This is a genomic window from Parasphingorhabdus sp., from assembly GCF_036964565.1.
Lineage (GTDB): Bacteria > Pseudomonadota > Alphaproteobacteria > Sphingomonadales > Sphingomonadaceae > Parasphingorhabdus.
Map to the genome: position 1 here is coordinate 135533 of NZ_JBALTN010000002.1, position 15270 is coordinate 150802.

The 15270-nt window shown below is 60.2% G+C and carries 15 protein-coding genes; 10 read left to right on the forward strand and 5 right to left on the reverse strand.

The features are described from left to right. Positions 1-131 precede the first annotated feature (131 nt). The 5 genes from V7650_RS02680 (at position 132) to V7650_RS02700 (ending at position 5866) form a co-directional block, all read left to right on the forward strand. Positions 132-1124, forward strand: coding sequence for a metal-dependent hydrolase (locus V7650_RS02680; RefSeq protein ID WP_335654698.1), 993 nt, complete (start codon positions 132-134; stop codon positions 1122-1124). A gap of 14 nt (positions 1125-1138) precedes the next feature. Next, positions 1139-2530, forward strand: coding sequence for a cryptochrome/photolyase family protein (locus V7650_RS02685; RefSeq protein WP_335654699.1), 1392 nt, complete (start codon positions 1139-1141; stop codon positions 2528-2530). Continuing rightward, the gene (locus V7650_RS02690) at positions 2527-3327 is read left to right on the forward strand and encodes an SDR family oxidoreductase (RefSeq protein ID WP_442955244.1); all 801 of its coding nucleotides are present in this window, start codon (positions 2527-2529) and stop codon (positions 3325-3327) included. Before V7650_RS02685 ends, V7650_RS02690 begins: the two co-directional genes overlap by 4 nt. Positions 3328-3391: 64 nt before the next feature. After that, complete coding sequence (locus tag V7650_RS02695; protein ID WP_335654700.1) at positions 3392-4642, forward strand: cyclopropane-fatty-acyl-phospholipid synthase family protein; 1251 nt, start codon at positions 3392-3394, stop codon at positions 4640-4642. Between the two features lie 18 nt (positions 4643-4660). Continuing rightward, positions 4661-5866 (forward strand): serine hydrolase domain-containing protein, encoded by a 1206-nt coding sequence (locus V7650_RS02700; RefSeq protein WP_335654701.1) that lies wholly within the window; start codon positions 4661-4663, stop codon positions 5864-5866. 6 nt (positions 5867-5872) lie between these two features. Here V7650_RS02700 and V7650_RS02705 read toward each other — a convergent pair whose 3' ends face one another. Both V7650_RS02705 and purF read right to left on the reverse strand, forming a co-directional pair. Next, positions 5873-6574, reverse strand: coding sequence for an SDR family NAD(P)-dependent oxidoreductase (locus V7650_RS02705; protein ID WP_335654702.1), 702 nt, complete (start codon positions 6572-6574; stop codon positions 5873-5875). Between the two features lie 2 nt (positions 6575-6576). Then, positions 6577-8100, reverse strand: coding sequence for an amidophosphoribosyltransferase (gene purF, locus V7650_RS02710; protein WP_335654703.1), 1524 nt, complete (start codon positions 8098-8100; stop codon positions 6577-6579). A 176-nt stretch (positions 8101-8276) separates the two neighbouring features. Between purF and hisI the strand changes: the two genes are divergently transcribed. From hisI to V7650_RS02735, 5 genes are all read left to right on the forward strand, one after another. Then, positions 8277-8648: a phosphoribosyl-AMP cyclohydrolase gene (hisI, locus tag V7650_RS02715; protein WP_335654704.1), complete on the forward strand. Its 372-nt coding sequence runs from the start codon at positions 8277-8279 to the stop codon at positions 8646-8648. Beyond that, positions 8645-9169: a hypothetical protein gene (locus V7650_RS02720; protein WP_335654705.1), complete on the forward strand. Its 525-nt coding sequence runs from the start codon at positions 8645-8647 to the stop codon at positions 9167-9169. Before hisI ends, V7650_RS02720 begins: the two co-directional genes overlap by 4 nt. Positions 9170-9206: 37 nt before the next feature. Further along, positions 9207-9644, forward strand: coding sequence for a MerR family transcriptional regulator (locus V7650_RS02725; protein WP_335654706.1), 438 nt, complete (start codon positions 9207-9209; stop codon positions 9642-9644). Positions 9645-9708: 64 nt separating this feature from the next. Further along, entirely contained in the window at positions 9709-11511 is a 1803-nt protein-coding gene (locus tag V7650_RS02730; RefSeq protein WP_335654707.1) for an acyl-CoA dehydrogenase C-terminal domain-containing protein, read from the forward strand. Positions 11512-11855: 344 nt separating this feature from the next. Beyond that, positions 11856-12128, forward strand: coding sequence for a hypothetical protein (locus tag V7650_RS02735; RefSeq protein WP_335654708.1), 273 nt, complete (start codon positions 11856-11858; stop codon positions 12126-12128). Between the two features lie 33 nt (positions 12129-12161). On the opposite strand, the gene V7650_RS02740 is transcribed toward V7650_RS02735, so the two are convergent. Genes V7650_RS02740 through V7650_RS02750 form a run of 3 tightly spaced genes read right to left on the reverse strand, consistent with a single transcriptional unit; the run spans position 12162 to position 15198 of the window. Beyond that, a complete protein-coding gene (locus V7650_RS02740) occupies positions 12162-12902 on the reverse strand; it encodes a dienelactone hydrolase family protein (protein WP_335654709.1) in 741 nt (246 codons plus the stop codon). Next, on the reverse strand, positions 12899-13819 hold the full coding sequence (cysK, locus tag V7650_RS02745) for a cysteine synthase A (protein WP_335654710.1): 921 nt from the start codon (positions 13817-13819) through the stop codon (positions 12899-12901). Before cysK ends, V7650_RS02740 begins: the two co-directional genes overlap by 4 nt. Beyond that, on the reverse strand, positions 13819-15198 hold the full coding sequence (locus V7650_RS02750) for an MFS transporter (protein WP_442955245.1): 1380 nt from the start codon (positions 15196-15198) through the stop codon (positions 13819-13821). The genes cysK and V7650_RS02750 overlap by 1 nt, the downstream gene beginning before the upstream one ends. Positions 15199-15270 lie beyond the last annotated feature (72 nt).

The window sequence follows — 15270 nt, forward strand, 5'->3', positions numbered from 1 at the left end:
GCGCTCATTTTATCGCTGACAGAGAACGCTTCGACTGAATTTTCGCGGTACCTGCCGTCATTTGTGTCAACTTTCATGCCAGATGAATTTGTCTGGCGGTGCGCCTTCGTGTCTTCGTGTGAGGAAAATTTTTGGACAACCTGACCCACAGCCTCGCCGGCGCCGTTCTCGGCCAGATGGGCCTGAAAAAGAAAACCGGTCTCGGCATGGCGACGCTGATCATCGCTGCCAATATTCCGGACATCGATGCGGCGGCGACGCTGCTGGACGGGGTTCAGCATCTGGCGATCCGGCGCGGGATCACCCATGGGCCGATCGCGATGCTGCTGCTGCCGCTGCTGCTGACCGGGATCATGATCGGCTTCGACCGCTGGCAGACCAGGCGCGGCAGGCGGCCCGCCAACCGCTTGCCGATCCACAAGGGCTGGCTGCTGGCGCTGGCCTATATCGGCTGCCTCAGCCATCCGGCGCTGGACTGGCTGAACAGCTACGGGATCCGCCTGCTTGAGCCTTTCTCGTCGCAATGGTTCTACGGCGACAGCATCTTCATCATCGATATCTGGATTTGGGTGGCACTGATCGCCGGTTTCTGGATGTCGCGACGGCGGGAGAAGAAGGGGGCCGACCGCTGGCAGCGGCCGGCCTGGATCAGCTTTGCCGCGGTCTGCGCCTATATCTTCGCCAACGGCCTGATTACCGGCAAGGCCGAAGCGGAGACCAAACGGCAGCTGACCGAGCTGGCGGCGGATGCGGGGTCTGCCGAACTCATGCAGCGGCGGCAAGCGCTGGTCGTCGCCAACCCGCTCCCGCTCCAGTTCTGGAAGCGGGAAATATTGTGGCGCGACGACTCTGCCTACGGTTCCGGGGCCTTTGTCCTGTTCAACGGCTTGACGCTCGGCGACGAACATAAAATTGCCGGAAATTCTGCCTTTCTCGAATCCGAGGTCGCACGATCGAGCAAGGATGGCGCGGCTTTCCTGTTCTGGTCCAGAATGCCGGTGGTAACGGCGGTCGGCGCGCGCGTGACCGTCCGGGACCAGCGCTTCATGGACCCGCTCGTCGGCGATCGCTTCACGGTACGCGCCAATGTCCGCAAAGACAGGTTGGAAGATGCGCGTCCCTGACTAGATGCATGGCTATGACAAAAGCAAAAATCATTTGGTTCCGCCGCGATCTGCGCCTCTCCGACCAGGCGGCCGTGCTGGCCGCTGCAGCAAGCGGCCCGGTGATTCCGGTCTATATTCTTGACGACGAAACGCCGAAACACCGCATCATGGGCGGGGCCTCGCGCTGGTGGCTGCACTATTCGCTGACAGCGCTGGACGCCCGTTTGCAGGATCTGGGATCGCGGCTGATCCTGCGGCGGGGGGATGCTGCCGAGCAGCTCGCCGACATTGCCCAAACCTCCGGTGCCGATGAAGTCCATGCCCTCCACCATTACGAGCCCTGGTGGCGCAATGCGGAGCGGGCGCTGGAGAAATCGCTCGGCGACGAGGCCCGGCTGGTGCTGCACGATGGCAATTATCTGCTGCCGCCGGGAACGGTGACGACCGGATCGGGGGATCCCTACAAGATCTACACGCCCTTCTGGAAGGCGCTGCGCCAGCACATGCCGCCGGGGGAGGCGAGGTCTGCGCCGGACGAGCTTGCCGAGCCGAGGCAATGGTCGGACAGCGACAGTCTGGATGACTGGAATCTTTTGCCGTCCAAGCCGAACTGGGCAGCGGCTTTTGACGACCATTGGCAACCCGGATCGGCGGGCGCTGAGACCAATCTCGAAGATTTCGCCGACAAGGCTGCGGAATATGACGAAGGCCGCAACCTGCCGTCGGAAGAACTGGTCTCCCGCCTGTCGCCGCATCTGCATTTTGGCGAGATCAGCCCGGCGACGATCTGGAACCGGCTGGCCGGGCAGGGGAGCAAGGTCGAAACCTATCTCAAGGAACTTGTATGGCGCGACTATGCGCAGAATGTGATCGACCAGTTCCCGCAATATGGCGGCGAGAGCTATCGTGAGAAGATGCGCGCCCTGCCTTGGCGCGATATGGACGATGCCAAGGTGCAATCCGATTTCGATGCCTGGTGCCAGGGCAAGACCGGCTATCCGATCGTCGATGCCGGGATGCGGGAACTGTGGGCGACCGGATGGATGCACAATCGGGTCCGGATGATCGCGGCAAGCTTCCTGATCAAGCATCTGCTGATCGACTGGCGGGAAGGCGAAAAATGGTTCTGGGACACTTTGGTCGACGCCGACTACGGATCAAACAGCGTCAACTGGCAATGGGTGTCGGGCACCGGCGTCGACAGCAACATGTTCGTCCGGATCATGGCACCACTGACACAATCCGAAAAATTTGATGCCGGAGACTATATCCGGCGGTGGGTGCCGGAACTGGCCGATATCGATGACCCTTATATCCATGATCCCGAAGATTCCGGATGCAAGCCCGGCGGCTATCCGGCGAAGATCATCGGTCATCGCGCGGGACGCGAACGAGCCCTCGCTGCCTATCAGGAGGTGAAATGATGGCCGACCGGATGACCGGAAAAAGCTGCGTAGTGACCGGCGCCGCACGCGGGATCGGCAAGGCGATCGCCAAGGCCTTTATCGATGAAGGCGCGACCGTGCTGCTGACCGACTGCGATGCGGATGCGCTGATCGCCGCCGGCGAGGAACTGGGCGGCGACACGCTGGTTCTCGATGTGCAGGAAGAAGCGCACTGGGAGCGGCTGGCGAATATGCGGCCGGCGGTTGATGTCGTCGTCAACAACGCCGGCATAACCGGCTTCGAAAAGGGTGTCGGTCCGCACGACCCGCAACATGCCTCGCTGGAGGACTGGCGCGCGGTGCACCGGGTGAATCTCGACGGGACGTTCTTGGGTTGCCGCTATGCCATCAAGGCAATGAAGGACAGGGGCACCGGTTCGATCATCAATATTTCCTCGCGCTCAGGCCTGATCGGAATTCCGGGTGCCGCTGCCTATGCATCTTCCAAGGCGGCGATCCGCAACCACACGAAGTCGGTGGCGCTTTACTGCGCGCAGCAGGGCTGGCAGATCCGCTGCAACTCGATCCACCCCGCCGCGATCATGACCCCGATGTGGGAACCGATGCTGGGCGAGGGCGAGGCAAGGGCCGCCTCGGAAGCGGCCCTGGTCCGCGACATTCCGCTGCAGCGCTTTGGCGAGGCCAGCGAAGTCGCGGCAATGGCGGTTTTGCTGGCGTCCGATGAGGCGGCTTATATCACCGGCTCGGAACTCAATATCGATGGCGGGATTCTCGCCGGTTCGGCCGCGGCCCCGGGACAGGCCGATGACGCTTAGGCCAAAGGCGTTTTACGGATAGTTCCGCATTGCCAAGCACTTGCCGCTCGTCCATTATGGCACTATGAATGCGCAGGCACCCAAGAGAGGCAAACATTTGCTGGACGCGCGCAAGCGGTTCGGCTCCGGCGGCGGCCTGTTCGCGCGGCTCTCTGCGCCCGGATTTCACCGGATACTGGACCGGATTGACGCGGGACTGGATCACGGCACATTCGAAGGTCAATTGCCCGACGGCACGACCCGTATTCTCGGCGGGCGCGGTGAAGGGCCGACGGCACGGATCACCCTGCACAGCTGGAACGCGCTGCTGCGGCTGGTCAATTCCGGCTCGATCGGCTGGTATCGGGCCTGGGAAAAGGGCGAGTGGGAAAGCCCGGATCTGGTCGAGCTGTTCGACCTGTTCACCCGCAATCGCGCCGGGCTGAAAGATACCGGAAGGGCCGGCGGTCTGTTCCGGCTGATCGCCAAAATGCGGCACAGCCGCAGGAACAACGACAAGCTGCGGGCGCGGCAGAATATCCAGTATCACTATGATCTGGGCAATGATTTCTATGCGCTCTGGCTGGACCGGACCATGAGCTATTCGAGCGCGCTGTTTGTCGATGCCGAGGATGATCTGGAAAGCGCGCAGCGCAACAAGATTGCAGCAATCGCCGGACGCCTGTCGATAAAGCCGGGCGACAGCGTGCTGGAAATCGGCTGCGGATGGGGCACGCTGACGGGCACCCTGGCACGCGATCACGGACTCGCTGTGACCGGCATCTCGCTGTCCGACGAGCAGACCGCATGGGCACGGGACCATCATCCCGAGGCGCAGTTTCTCATTCAGGATTACCGCGATGTCGCTGGTCAATATGACGCGATCGCCAGTGTCGAAATGGTGGAAGCGGTCGGGCAACGATATTGGCCCGATTTTCTCGACTGCATAAGCCGCAATCTGAAGCCCGGCGGACAAGCGGCCTTGCAATACATCAGCATTGCCGATGATATTTTCGAGGAATATGCCGCCAGCGCGGATTTCATCCAGACCTATATCTTCCCCGGCGGCATGCTGCTTTCGGAAAGTCGCTTCCAAGCGCTGGCGGAAGCCCGCGGCCTGCATTGGACCGACCAGAAAAGCTTTGGTCTCGACTATGCGGAAACGCTGAAAATCTGGGGTGATCGCTTCGACGAGGTGGTTGAGCAGGGCGCGTTGCCGCCTGGTTTTGACGAGAAATTCGTTCGGTTGTGGCGCTATTATCTGGCCTATTGCGAGGGCGGTTTTCGTGGTGGTGGAATTGATGTCGCACAAGTGACACTGGTAAAAGACAAATGAAAAAGGGAGAGCGGATCGATGAGAGCATTGGCAAAACTGGCGCTGTTGGGCGTAGCCTGTATCAGCCTTACAGCATGCGAACGGGTGCAGAAAGTGGCGGCGAATGCAGCCGGTCTGCCGACTGACGAAAACGTGCTGTTCTGGACCCAGGATCAACGCGACAACGCATTCCGCCAGATGGAGGTTCTGACCACCACCAGAACAATTGAAGCAGGCGACAACCTCCGGCAACTCGAAACGGGCAAGCCCTTGCCAGCCACGTTGAAGACCGGTCAGGGTGAATTGAGCATAGATTCCTATATGGCCGACCAGCGGCTCGCCGGTATCGTCGTCCTGCAGGACGGAAAGATCCGGCTCGAAGAATATCGCATGGATTTTGACAAGGACAAGCGCTGGACCAGCTTCTCTGTCGCCAAATCGCTGGTATCGACCTTGGTCGGGGCGGCAATCAAGGACGGCTTCATCAAGTCGCTGGATGACCCGCTGACCGCCTATATCCCGGAACTGGAAGGCAGCGGCTATGACGGCGTGACCGTCCAGCAACTCCTGACCATGACCTCGGGCGTGAAATGGAACGAGGATTACGCGGACAAGAACAGCGACGTTGCCCGGTTCAACACCACCAAATCCAAGGACGGTGTGGACCCCGTCATCCTCTACATGAAGACCTTGGTAAACGAGGCCAAGCCCGGTACCCGCTGGCAATATAATACCGGCGAGACCAATCTGATCGGCGTGCTGGTCGCCAAGGCGACGGGCAAGTCTCTCTCCGAATATCTGTCCGAGAAGGTCTGGCAGCCCTATGGCATGAACCAGGATGCGGTCTGGATTTTGAATGACGGCGGGAAGGAGATCGGGGGCTGCTGTATCTCCGCCACAACGCGCGATTTCGCCCTGTTCGGCCAGTTTGTCATGGGCGGCGGAAAGATCGGGGATACAAGCGTCGTGCCCGATGACTGGTTTGCCAAGGCAGGTTCTAAGCAGACGGATATTGGCCAGCCTGGCGCGGGCTACGGCTATCAGTGGTGGACATTCGATGACGGCAGTTTCGCTGCCCAAGGCATTTTCGGTCAGGGGATCTTCATCGATCCCAGCCGCAAGCTCGTGATCGCCAGCAACGGCAACTGGCCTACGGCAACGCCGGATGACAAGAAAGCGGGGCGCAATGCCTTTTACAAGGCGGTGCAGGAGTATCTGGACAGCGAAGCGACGCCAGCCGGCTGATCTCGGCTAGCTGATTTCGAACCGCTCGCCGGTTTTGAAATCGCTGGCTAGTATCTCGATCAGGCGGTTCGCCACCACCTCCGGAAGCTTCACGCTGGCCGGATCTTCGCCAGGATAGGCATTGGCGCGCATTTCGGTGCGGGTGCGGCCGGGATCGACGACGGCGGTGCGAATCTTGCCCAGATTGCGCATCTCCTCGCCATAGCTGAGCACCAGCGTTTCCAGCGCGGCCTTTGATGCGCCATAAGCGCCCCAGAAGGCGCGCGGCTTGCGCCCGACGCTGCTGGTCATGGCCAGCAGCCTGGCATCCGGACTCTTGCGCAACATCGGATCAAAGCCGGCGATCAGTGCTTGCTGCGCGACCAGATTGAGGGTCAGTATCTTGTTGAATTCCTTGCCGTCAATCGATGGAACCGGGCCCAGCGATCCGAGCATTGCTGCGTTGAGAACCAGAATGTCAAGGCCGTCCCAGCGACCCGCAATCGCCGTTGCCAGCCGCCCGATGCTGTCGCCATCGGTCAGGTCAAGCGGTGCGATCGTTGCATGGCCGCCGGCCTGATGAATCTGCTCCTCGATCCGTTCCAGACCTTCGGCGTTGCGCGCCGTGATGACGACATGGGCACCCTCGCTGGCCAATGCCAGCGCGGTTGCCGCGCCGATGCCGCGGCTCGCGCCCGTCACGAGCGCCAGTTGGCCTTCAAACTTCATGGTCAGCCCGCCGTCTGCTTGATGCGCGGCAGGTCGCCCGAGGGGATTTCCTTGCGCGATGATCCGGACCCGTCGAGCCGCTCGTTGAGCATGCTGAGCTGGTCGGTTTCTTCCTCGCCATCCCTGTCGGTCAGCGCCGTCGGATAGGCTCCGGTGAAACAGGCATCGCAATATTGCGGCTGGATATCATGGCGTGCTTCCTCGCCGGCCGCGCGGTAGAGCCCGTCGATCGATACGAAGGCGAGGCTGTCGGCCTGGATGAATTCGCACATTTCATCGACCGACTTCTGTGCAGCCAGCAGCTTTTCGCGCTTGGGCGTGTTTACGCCGTAAAAGCAGCTGTGCATGGTCGGCGGGCTGGCGATCCGCATATGGACTTCAGCCGCGCCCGCGTCGCGCATCATCTGAACGATTTTCATGCTGGTGGTGCCGCGCACGATTGAATCGTCGACCAATACGATCTTCTTGCCGTTGACCAGTGGCCGGTTGGCATTGTGCTTCAGCTTGACGCCGAGATGCCGAACGCCATCGCCGGGTTGGATGAACGTACGACCGACATAGTGCGACCGGATGATGCCCAGTTCGAACGGGATGCCGGACCGCTCGGCAAAGCCAAGTGCAGCGGGCGTGCCGCTGTCTGGAACAGGAATCACGATGTCCGCATCCACCGGACTCTCAATCGCCAGCTGCGCGCCGATTTCCTTGCGGACGCTGTAGACCGAGTTGCCGTCGACTATCGAATCGGGGCGCGAAAAATAAACATGCTCGAAAATGCAGGGGCGGGCCTGACCCTTGGCAAAGGGATGATGCGAGCGCAATTCGCCGTTTGTGACAACGATCAGCTCACCAGGCTCCACGCTGCGGACATATTCCGCGCCAACCAGATCCAGAGCCACGGTCTCGGAGGCAAAAACATAGGCTTCGCCGATCCGCCCCATGACCAGTGGCCGGATACCCAGAGGATCGCGGCAGGCGATCATGCCCTCAGCGGTCATGCAAATCAGAGAGTAGGCTCCTTCGACCTGTTTCAGGGCGTCGATAAACTTGTCGAGCAAGGTCCGGTATTTGGACGTGGCCAACAGATGGATGATGACCTCGGTATCGCTGGTCGACTGGAAAATCGAACCATGGCGGACAAGCTTGTCGCGCAACGCCAAGGCGTTGGAAATATTGCCGTTGTGAGCGATGGCGAAGCCGCCGGACGCGAGGTCTGCTTCAAGCGGCTGGATATTGCGCAACGTGCCGGCGCCGGTCGTTGAATAGCGGACGTGACCGCAGGCCGAGTCGCCGCGCAGGCGGTTGATCACTTCTTCGCTGTCGAAATTGCCGGCGACCGGGCCGAGGGCGCGGTGGCTGTAAAATTCCCGGCCGTTGCGGCAGGTGATGCCAGCCGCTTCTTGGCCACGATGCTGGAGCGCGTGCAGACCGAGCGCCACCATCGCCGCGGCATCTTCAATGCCGGCAACGCCAAAAACGCCGCACTCTTCCCGCAGCTTGTCGTCATCAAACGGGTGGGTCGTCAGCATATCTCACCTGGCTTGTAAGTGGTCGGGCGGGGAATGTGTCGCATATAGGTTTGAAAGGGGAGTTTGTCTGCCCCCAATGTCATAAAATCATAATATTGCGCGGATGGGCTGCATTGCCATCATACATACCCTTATTAGCCGTTGCGCACGACATGATCGGGTTTTAATCCACTGGCATGGAAAAAAATGAAACGGATCGCGAAACCGGAAACCTGCTGCAGCCGAAATATGATTCGAACGGTCTGATCACCGCGGTGGTAACCGACGATTCGACCGGCGAGTTGTTGATGCTGGCCCACATGAATGCCCAAGCGCTCCAGTTGACGCAAGAAAGCGGAGTGGCGCATTTCTATTCCCGCAGTCGCCAGTGCCTATGGAAGAAAGGCGAAACGTCGGGCCATATCCTGTCGGTGACAGAATTGCGGATCGATTGCGACCAGGACGCGCTATGGGTCAAGGCGATGCCTGCTGGCCCGGCCTGTCATACCGGGGAACCCAGCTGTTTTTATCGGAAGATTGTCGACGGCAAGCTGGAGCCCGTCGGATGATCCGCAGCATGGCTTTGCTTCTCGCATTGCCGCTTGCGGGCTGCGGGGAGGACAGACAGAATCCTGACCAAAGCACAAAGGAGCTTCCTCCGCTGGAACAGGCAGCGGTTGATGCCGGGGTGATCCCCGATGTCCGCAAGGTGACGCTGTCGGGCGCATTCGAGCGCCGCAGTGATCTCGGAACAGACAGGTTCTGCGCGGTCGGCAATGATGAAAACGGATATCAGATCGGCATTATTGCGGTGTTCGGCCCGGGCACCCAGTGCGAAGGGCTGGGTGAGGCTGAGCGCGACGGGGAAACAGTCCGGATCACGCTCAACAGTGAAGAACGATGCAGCTTCAACGCCCGGTTTGACGGCGTAGAACTCAAAATGCCCGGCCAACTTCCGAATGGCTGCGCGAGTTATTGTAGCCCCCGCGCCGGCTTCGAAGGGGTCAGCTTTTACATGATCGGAGAGGGCGATGCCGTCGCCCGTTCGACAAGCGGTCGCGATTTCGAAAGCCTGTGTCCCGGGGCGTAGGCTTGACGTTTACGTTAGCGTAAGCTATGCAGGCGCTATGTCCAAGCCGCCAAACCATGCCGAACTCGACACGCCGGATCTGAAGAATCGGGAAACCTATACGATATCCGACCTGTCAGAGGAATTCGGCGTGACCGCCAGGGCCTTGCGCTTCTACGAGGACGAGGGTTTGATCGCCCCCGACCGCAGGGGATTGTCGCGCATCTATACCAAGCGCGACCGCGCGCGGCTCGCCTGGATCATGCGGGCGAAGAATGTCGGTTTCAGCCTGATCGAGATTCGCGAGATGATCGATCTCTATGACGTCGGCGATGGTCGGCAGACACAAATGCAGGTCACGGTCGAGAAATGTCAGGAAAAGGTGGATACGCTGAAAAAGCAGCGTGCCGATATTGACAGTTCGATCAAGGAATTGACGGGTTTCATAAAGACTGTGCAGGCCGCGATGGCGGACGCCAAAGTACAGCAACCCTAGTAGAGGATCGCTGCCGGAGTGATCCGGCACTCCCCCCTTCTTTTTGCTTAGAAAGTAGAACAATATGCCCAGCTATACCGCACCCATCGGCGAAGTCCGGTTCATTCTCAACGAAGTGCTCAATCTGGAGAAATATTCCAATCTCAACGGTTTCGAAAATGCGACACCCGAAATGGTCGACGCGATCCTGACCGAGGCGGGAAAATTCTCCACCGAGGTGCTTCACCCGCTGAACCAGTCCGGGGACGAGGAAGGCTGCACGCGTCACGAAGACGGGTCGGTCACGACGCCGAAGGGTTTCAAGGAAGCCTATCAGAAACTGACGGAAGGCGGCTGGACCACCCTGTCTTCGCCCGAGGAATTTGGCGGTCAGGGGCTGCCGCGCGTGGTCGGCAATGCAGTGATGGAATTCATGGTATCTGCAAACCAGGCGCTGGAAATGTATACCGGTCTGACCCAAGGTGCCATTGCCTCGATCCTGACGGAAGGCAGCGAGGAGCAGAAGCAGCTATACGCCACGCGGATGATTTCGGGCGAATGGACGGGAACGATGAACCTGACCGAAGCGCATTGCGGGACCGATCTCGGTCTGATCCGCACCAAGGCAGAACCAGTGCCGGGCGGCAGCTATTCGATCACCGGCCAGAAAATCTTCATTTCGGCTGGCGAGCATGACCTTGCCAAGAATATCATCCATCTGGTGCTGGCCAAGACGCCAGGCGCGCCCGACAGCTCCAAGGGCATCTCGCTGTTCATAGTGCCCAAGTTTCTCGTCAACGAGGACGGGACGCTTGGCGAGCGCAACGGCGTGACCTGCGGCTCGATCGAGGAAAAAATGGGCATTCACGGCAATGCCACCTGCGTGATGAACTATGACGGCGCCACCGGCTACATGGTCGGCGAGGAGAACAAGGGCCTGCGTGCGATGTTCATCATGATGAATGCAGCGCGGCTGGGTGTTGGCTTGCAGGGTCTTGCCCAGGGCGAAATCGCCTATCAGAACGCCGTGATCTATGCCGGCGATCGCCGCCAGGGCCGGTCGCTGACCGGCGCCAAGGATCCGGACCATAATGCGGACTTGCTGTTCGTCCACCCGGACGTGCGCCGGATGCTGATGGATGGCAAGGCCTTCACCGAATCAATGCGCGCACTTGTGCTGTGGGGTGCTTTGCAGGTCGATCTGGCCGACAAGGCAGAGGGCGAGGAAGAGCGCCAGCTGGCCAACGATCTGGTCAGCCTGCTGACGCCGGTGATCAAGGGTTATGGCACCGCCAAAGGCTATGACATCTGCACCGAGTCGCAGCAGGTTTATGGCGGGCACGGCTATATCAAGGAATGGGGCATGGAGCAGTTCGTGCGCGATGCGCGGATCGCCATGATCTACGAAGGCACCAACGGCATCCAGGCGATGGATCTCGTCGGACGCAAGCTCGGCCAAAACGGCGGCCGGGCCGTGCAGGCCTTTTTCAAGGTTGTGGCGGACGAGCTGGCCGAGGCGAAGGGTCACGAGAAACTTTCGACCTTTGCCGGCGCGCTGGAAAAAGCCAATGGCGAGCTACAGAAAGCCACCATGTGGTTCATGCAGAATGCCATGGCCAACCCCAACAACGCCGGAGCGGGTGCCTATCACTATATGCAACTGATGGGCATCGTATCGCTCGGGCTGATGTGGCTGCGGATGAGCAAGGCGGCCCAGGCCGCCCTGGATGCGGGGACGGACAATCCGAAATATTACCAGGCCAAGCTGGTGACGGCGCAATATTTTGCCGAACGCTTCCTGCCGGATACCGGATCGCTGCGTCGCAAGATCGAGGGTGGCAGCGAGTCGATCATGGCGCTGGACCCGGAGATGTTTGCGGTCGCCTGAACCGAAGGCCATGCCGGTCGATTCCGTTCAATCTGCCCATAAATTTCAAGGCTTTGCCGGCTGTCCTGTACAAAGGATGACCGGCGCATGGTCGGCAGGTCAGACAGCTGCCCGGTCGTTTGCGCTGTGCAAGCGGCCGGGAATCGGACAAATTTCAAGCGGCAATTTGCCCAAGATATCGGCAGCGCTCGCGCGAGTTGAATCGTGCATATTTGTCGATTAATGTCGGATTTCAGCCACTTGGCTTCTATTCTGCCCACATGGCCGCCGGTCGCTGGACCCGCGGGGGCGGGTGCGGCAAAAGAACCGTGACAGGGGAATGATATGCATAAGGAGTATATGCAATGCATTCCAAAACAAACGCCAATCGCCGCCGTCTGCTGACGCCCTTTCTCGTGACCGTGGGACTCGGATTATCGATCAGTGCCCATGCGGCAGAACCGGATGCGCCCGACGAAATGGAATCGGAAATTCCAGCGCCAACCATCGACACGGATGGGGATGGCGTCATGGATGCCTGGGACCGGAACGCCGATGAGCAGCCTGATGCCTGGGACAGCGATGGAGATGGCCAGCCGGACAAGCTGGACGAAAACGGCGATGGCCAGCCGGACTAACTGCAGCGCCTTTCTATCTACGGAACACCGGGTCTATTCATGGTCCGGTGTTCCGTTTTTCTCGAATATCTCGTCAAACATGTTGAGCATTGCGGCTTTGCTCTGGCGGTCAGCCGACGGGTTGTAGCGGACCGCTTCGACCGGTTTGGAATTGCTGGCTGGATCGGTGAAGCCATGGAGCACGCCGGAATATATGTGCACGTGGCAATCGGCGCCCGCGATATCCATTTCCTCGAGAAACTCGCGCAGCTGCTTGGGCGGGACAAACGGATCCGCCCTTCCATGGCAGACAAGAATGCGGGATTTGATTGTTCCGCGCTTGGCCGGAACAGGTGTGGCCAGCAGTCCGTGGAAACTTACGACAATGGCGATATCCTCGCCGCTGCGAGCCATTTCGAGAACGATCTCGCCGCCCATGCAATAGCCGATGGCGCCGATCCGGCTGTTGGCCAGCTTCGATCGCAGACGCAATTCTTCCAGTGCGCACCGGAACCGTTGCCGGTAATATTCCGGATCTGCCCGCAATGCATCCGCCAGCTTTCGCGCTTCGCGGATATCCTCGATGACACCCTCGCCATAGAGGTCGCACACCATGGCGCTATAGCCCAGCGACGCCAGCCAACGGGCGCGATCGAACATCAACTGCGTCGGCCCCGCTATGGTCGGGACGATCAGGATGCCGGCACGCGGATAGCGGCTGGGTTGCGCCAAATAGCCCGACAATTCCACATCACCGTGCCGGTAGGTGAACTGCTGGACCTCGATGGAACTCATTCTTCTGGCAAAAACTCTGGGACGGAGAGATAGCGCTCGCCGGTGTCATAGTTGAAGCCAAGGACTTTCGCTCCATCGCCCAGTTCGGGCAGTTTTTGAGCAATCGCCGCCAGCGTGGCACCGGACGAGATGCCGACCAGCATGCCTTCTTCCTTCGCCGCTCTCAGCGCCATGGCCTTGGCATCGGCCGGATCGACCTGAATCACGCCGTCTATGCTCTTCGTGTGCAGGTTGCCGGGGATAAATCCCGCGCCAATGCCCTGGATGGGGTGCGGGCCAGGCTGGCCGCCGCTGATCACTGGCGAGGAAGTCGGCTCGACCGCATAGACCTTCAGTTGGCTCCAATGTTCCTTCAGCACCTCGGCGACGCCGGTGATATGGCCGCCGGTGCCGACGCCGGTGATGATCGCATCGAGTGGATCATCCTTGAAATCGTTGAGGATTTCGATCGCTGTGGTGCGCTTGTGTACTTCAAAATTGGCCGGATTCTCAAATTGCTGCGGCATCCATGCCCCCGGAGTCTGGTCGACCAGTTCCTGCGCCCTTTCGATCGCGCCCTTCATGCCCTTCTCTTTCGGGCTGAGGTCGAAGGTGGCTCCATAGGCGAGCATCAGGCGGCGGCGTTCGAGCGACATCGACTCAGGCATGACCAATACCAGCGTATATCCCTTGACCGCGGCCACCATCGCCAGTCCGACACCGGTGTTGCCGGAGGTCGGTTCAATGATCGTACCGCCGGGCTTGAGCGCGCCGGATTTCTCGGCATCCTCGATCATGGCGAGACCGATACGGTCCTTGATCGAACCGCCGGGATTGGAGCGTTCCGACTTGATCCAGACATTGGCATCGCCGAACAGGCGCTGCATCCTGATGTGCGGCGTATTTCCGATGGTTTCGAGAATATTGTTGGCAATCATTATCCTGCACTCCTCTTGGTCTGTTCAGCTTGCTCCGGTTCTAGTTCCTCCGGCGGATCAAAAGTCTTGGCTGCGCCCAGCTGGGGGAAGAGGCGCGACCACAATCCGGTCACCACTATAGCACCGGCACCGCCCGCCACAATGGCTGCAACGGGTCCGACGAGGACGGCGAGGCCGCCGGACAGTGCATCACCGAGCTCGTTGGAGGCGCTGATCGTCATCTGGCTGACCGCACCGACCCGTCCGCGCTTGGCGTCCGGCGTGTGCAACTGGATCAGCGAGCTGCGCACATAGACGCCGAACATGTCTGCCGCGCCGCACAGTCCGAGGCAGGCCATCGACAGATACAGGTTGGTGCTGAGGCCGAATCCGATCGTGCCGAGCCCGAAGACCGCCATCGCGGCCAGCATGCTGTTGCCGACATTCTTGCTGAGCGGGGCAAAGGAGAAGATGAGTGCAACAATCACCGCGCCGACCGCGGGCGAGGCGGCGAGCAGCGACAGGCCAATCTCGCCCGCATGCAATATGTCCTTTGCAAATACAGGGATCATGGCGGTGGCGCCAGCCAGAAACATGACCAGCAGGTCCAGGGTGATTGCACCAAGCACCAGCTTGTTGGTCCAGACATAGGCCATGCCGTCGCCGACCTGTTGCAATGGCCCCTTGGTCTTGTCGGCTGTGGGGCGAGGCACCGGTCCGATCAGAAAAATCGCCAGCGTTGCCAAGGCATAAAGACCGGCGCAGATGAAATAGGGCAGGGCGGCATCGACCTTGTACAATGGCCCGGCCATGCCCGGTCCGGCGATCACGCCGACCTGCCAGGCGATGGTCGAGAGGGCGATGGCGCGAGGGATCGAGGCTTTCGGGACCAGATTCGGTGCCAGCGAAGTGACAGCGGGTCCGAGAAAGGCCCGGCAGATGCCCAGCAAGACCGCAATCACGTAGATCGACCAGAGCGTGATTCCGCCCGAGGCAGTCATCAGGCCGAGCGCGAGCGCGATCAGCGCCTGCGCCGCCAGGACGATGCGGGCAATCCAGCGGCGGTCCATATGATCGGCAACCCAGCCGACCAGTGGCGTCAAAATGAACAAAGGCACGAACTGCAGCAGTCCGAGCAGTCCGAGGATACCGGCCGACGCGCTGATTCCCATGTCCTCGCGCGCCAGATTATAGGCCTGCCAGCCGAGGATCAGCATCATCGCATAAAGGGCGAACATTGACGCGAGCCTAGAGAACCAGAGATAGCGATAATTGGCTATGGTGAAGGGGTGGGGTGCGGGATTGATCACGGGATATGCGCTAGCGATAGTAGGAACGTGCTGCAATCCCTTCTTGCCGGGAGCGGACCATTTTGCGGGTGATGGGGTGACTGCGTGCATGTACCGTCGTTAACGCTCCCTCTTAACATTCCAGATCTACCCGTACCGCCGCGGGACGACCGGAAATTTGCC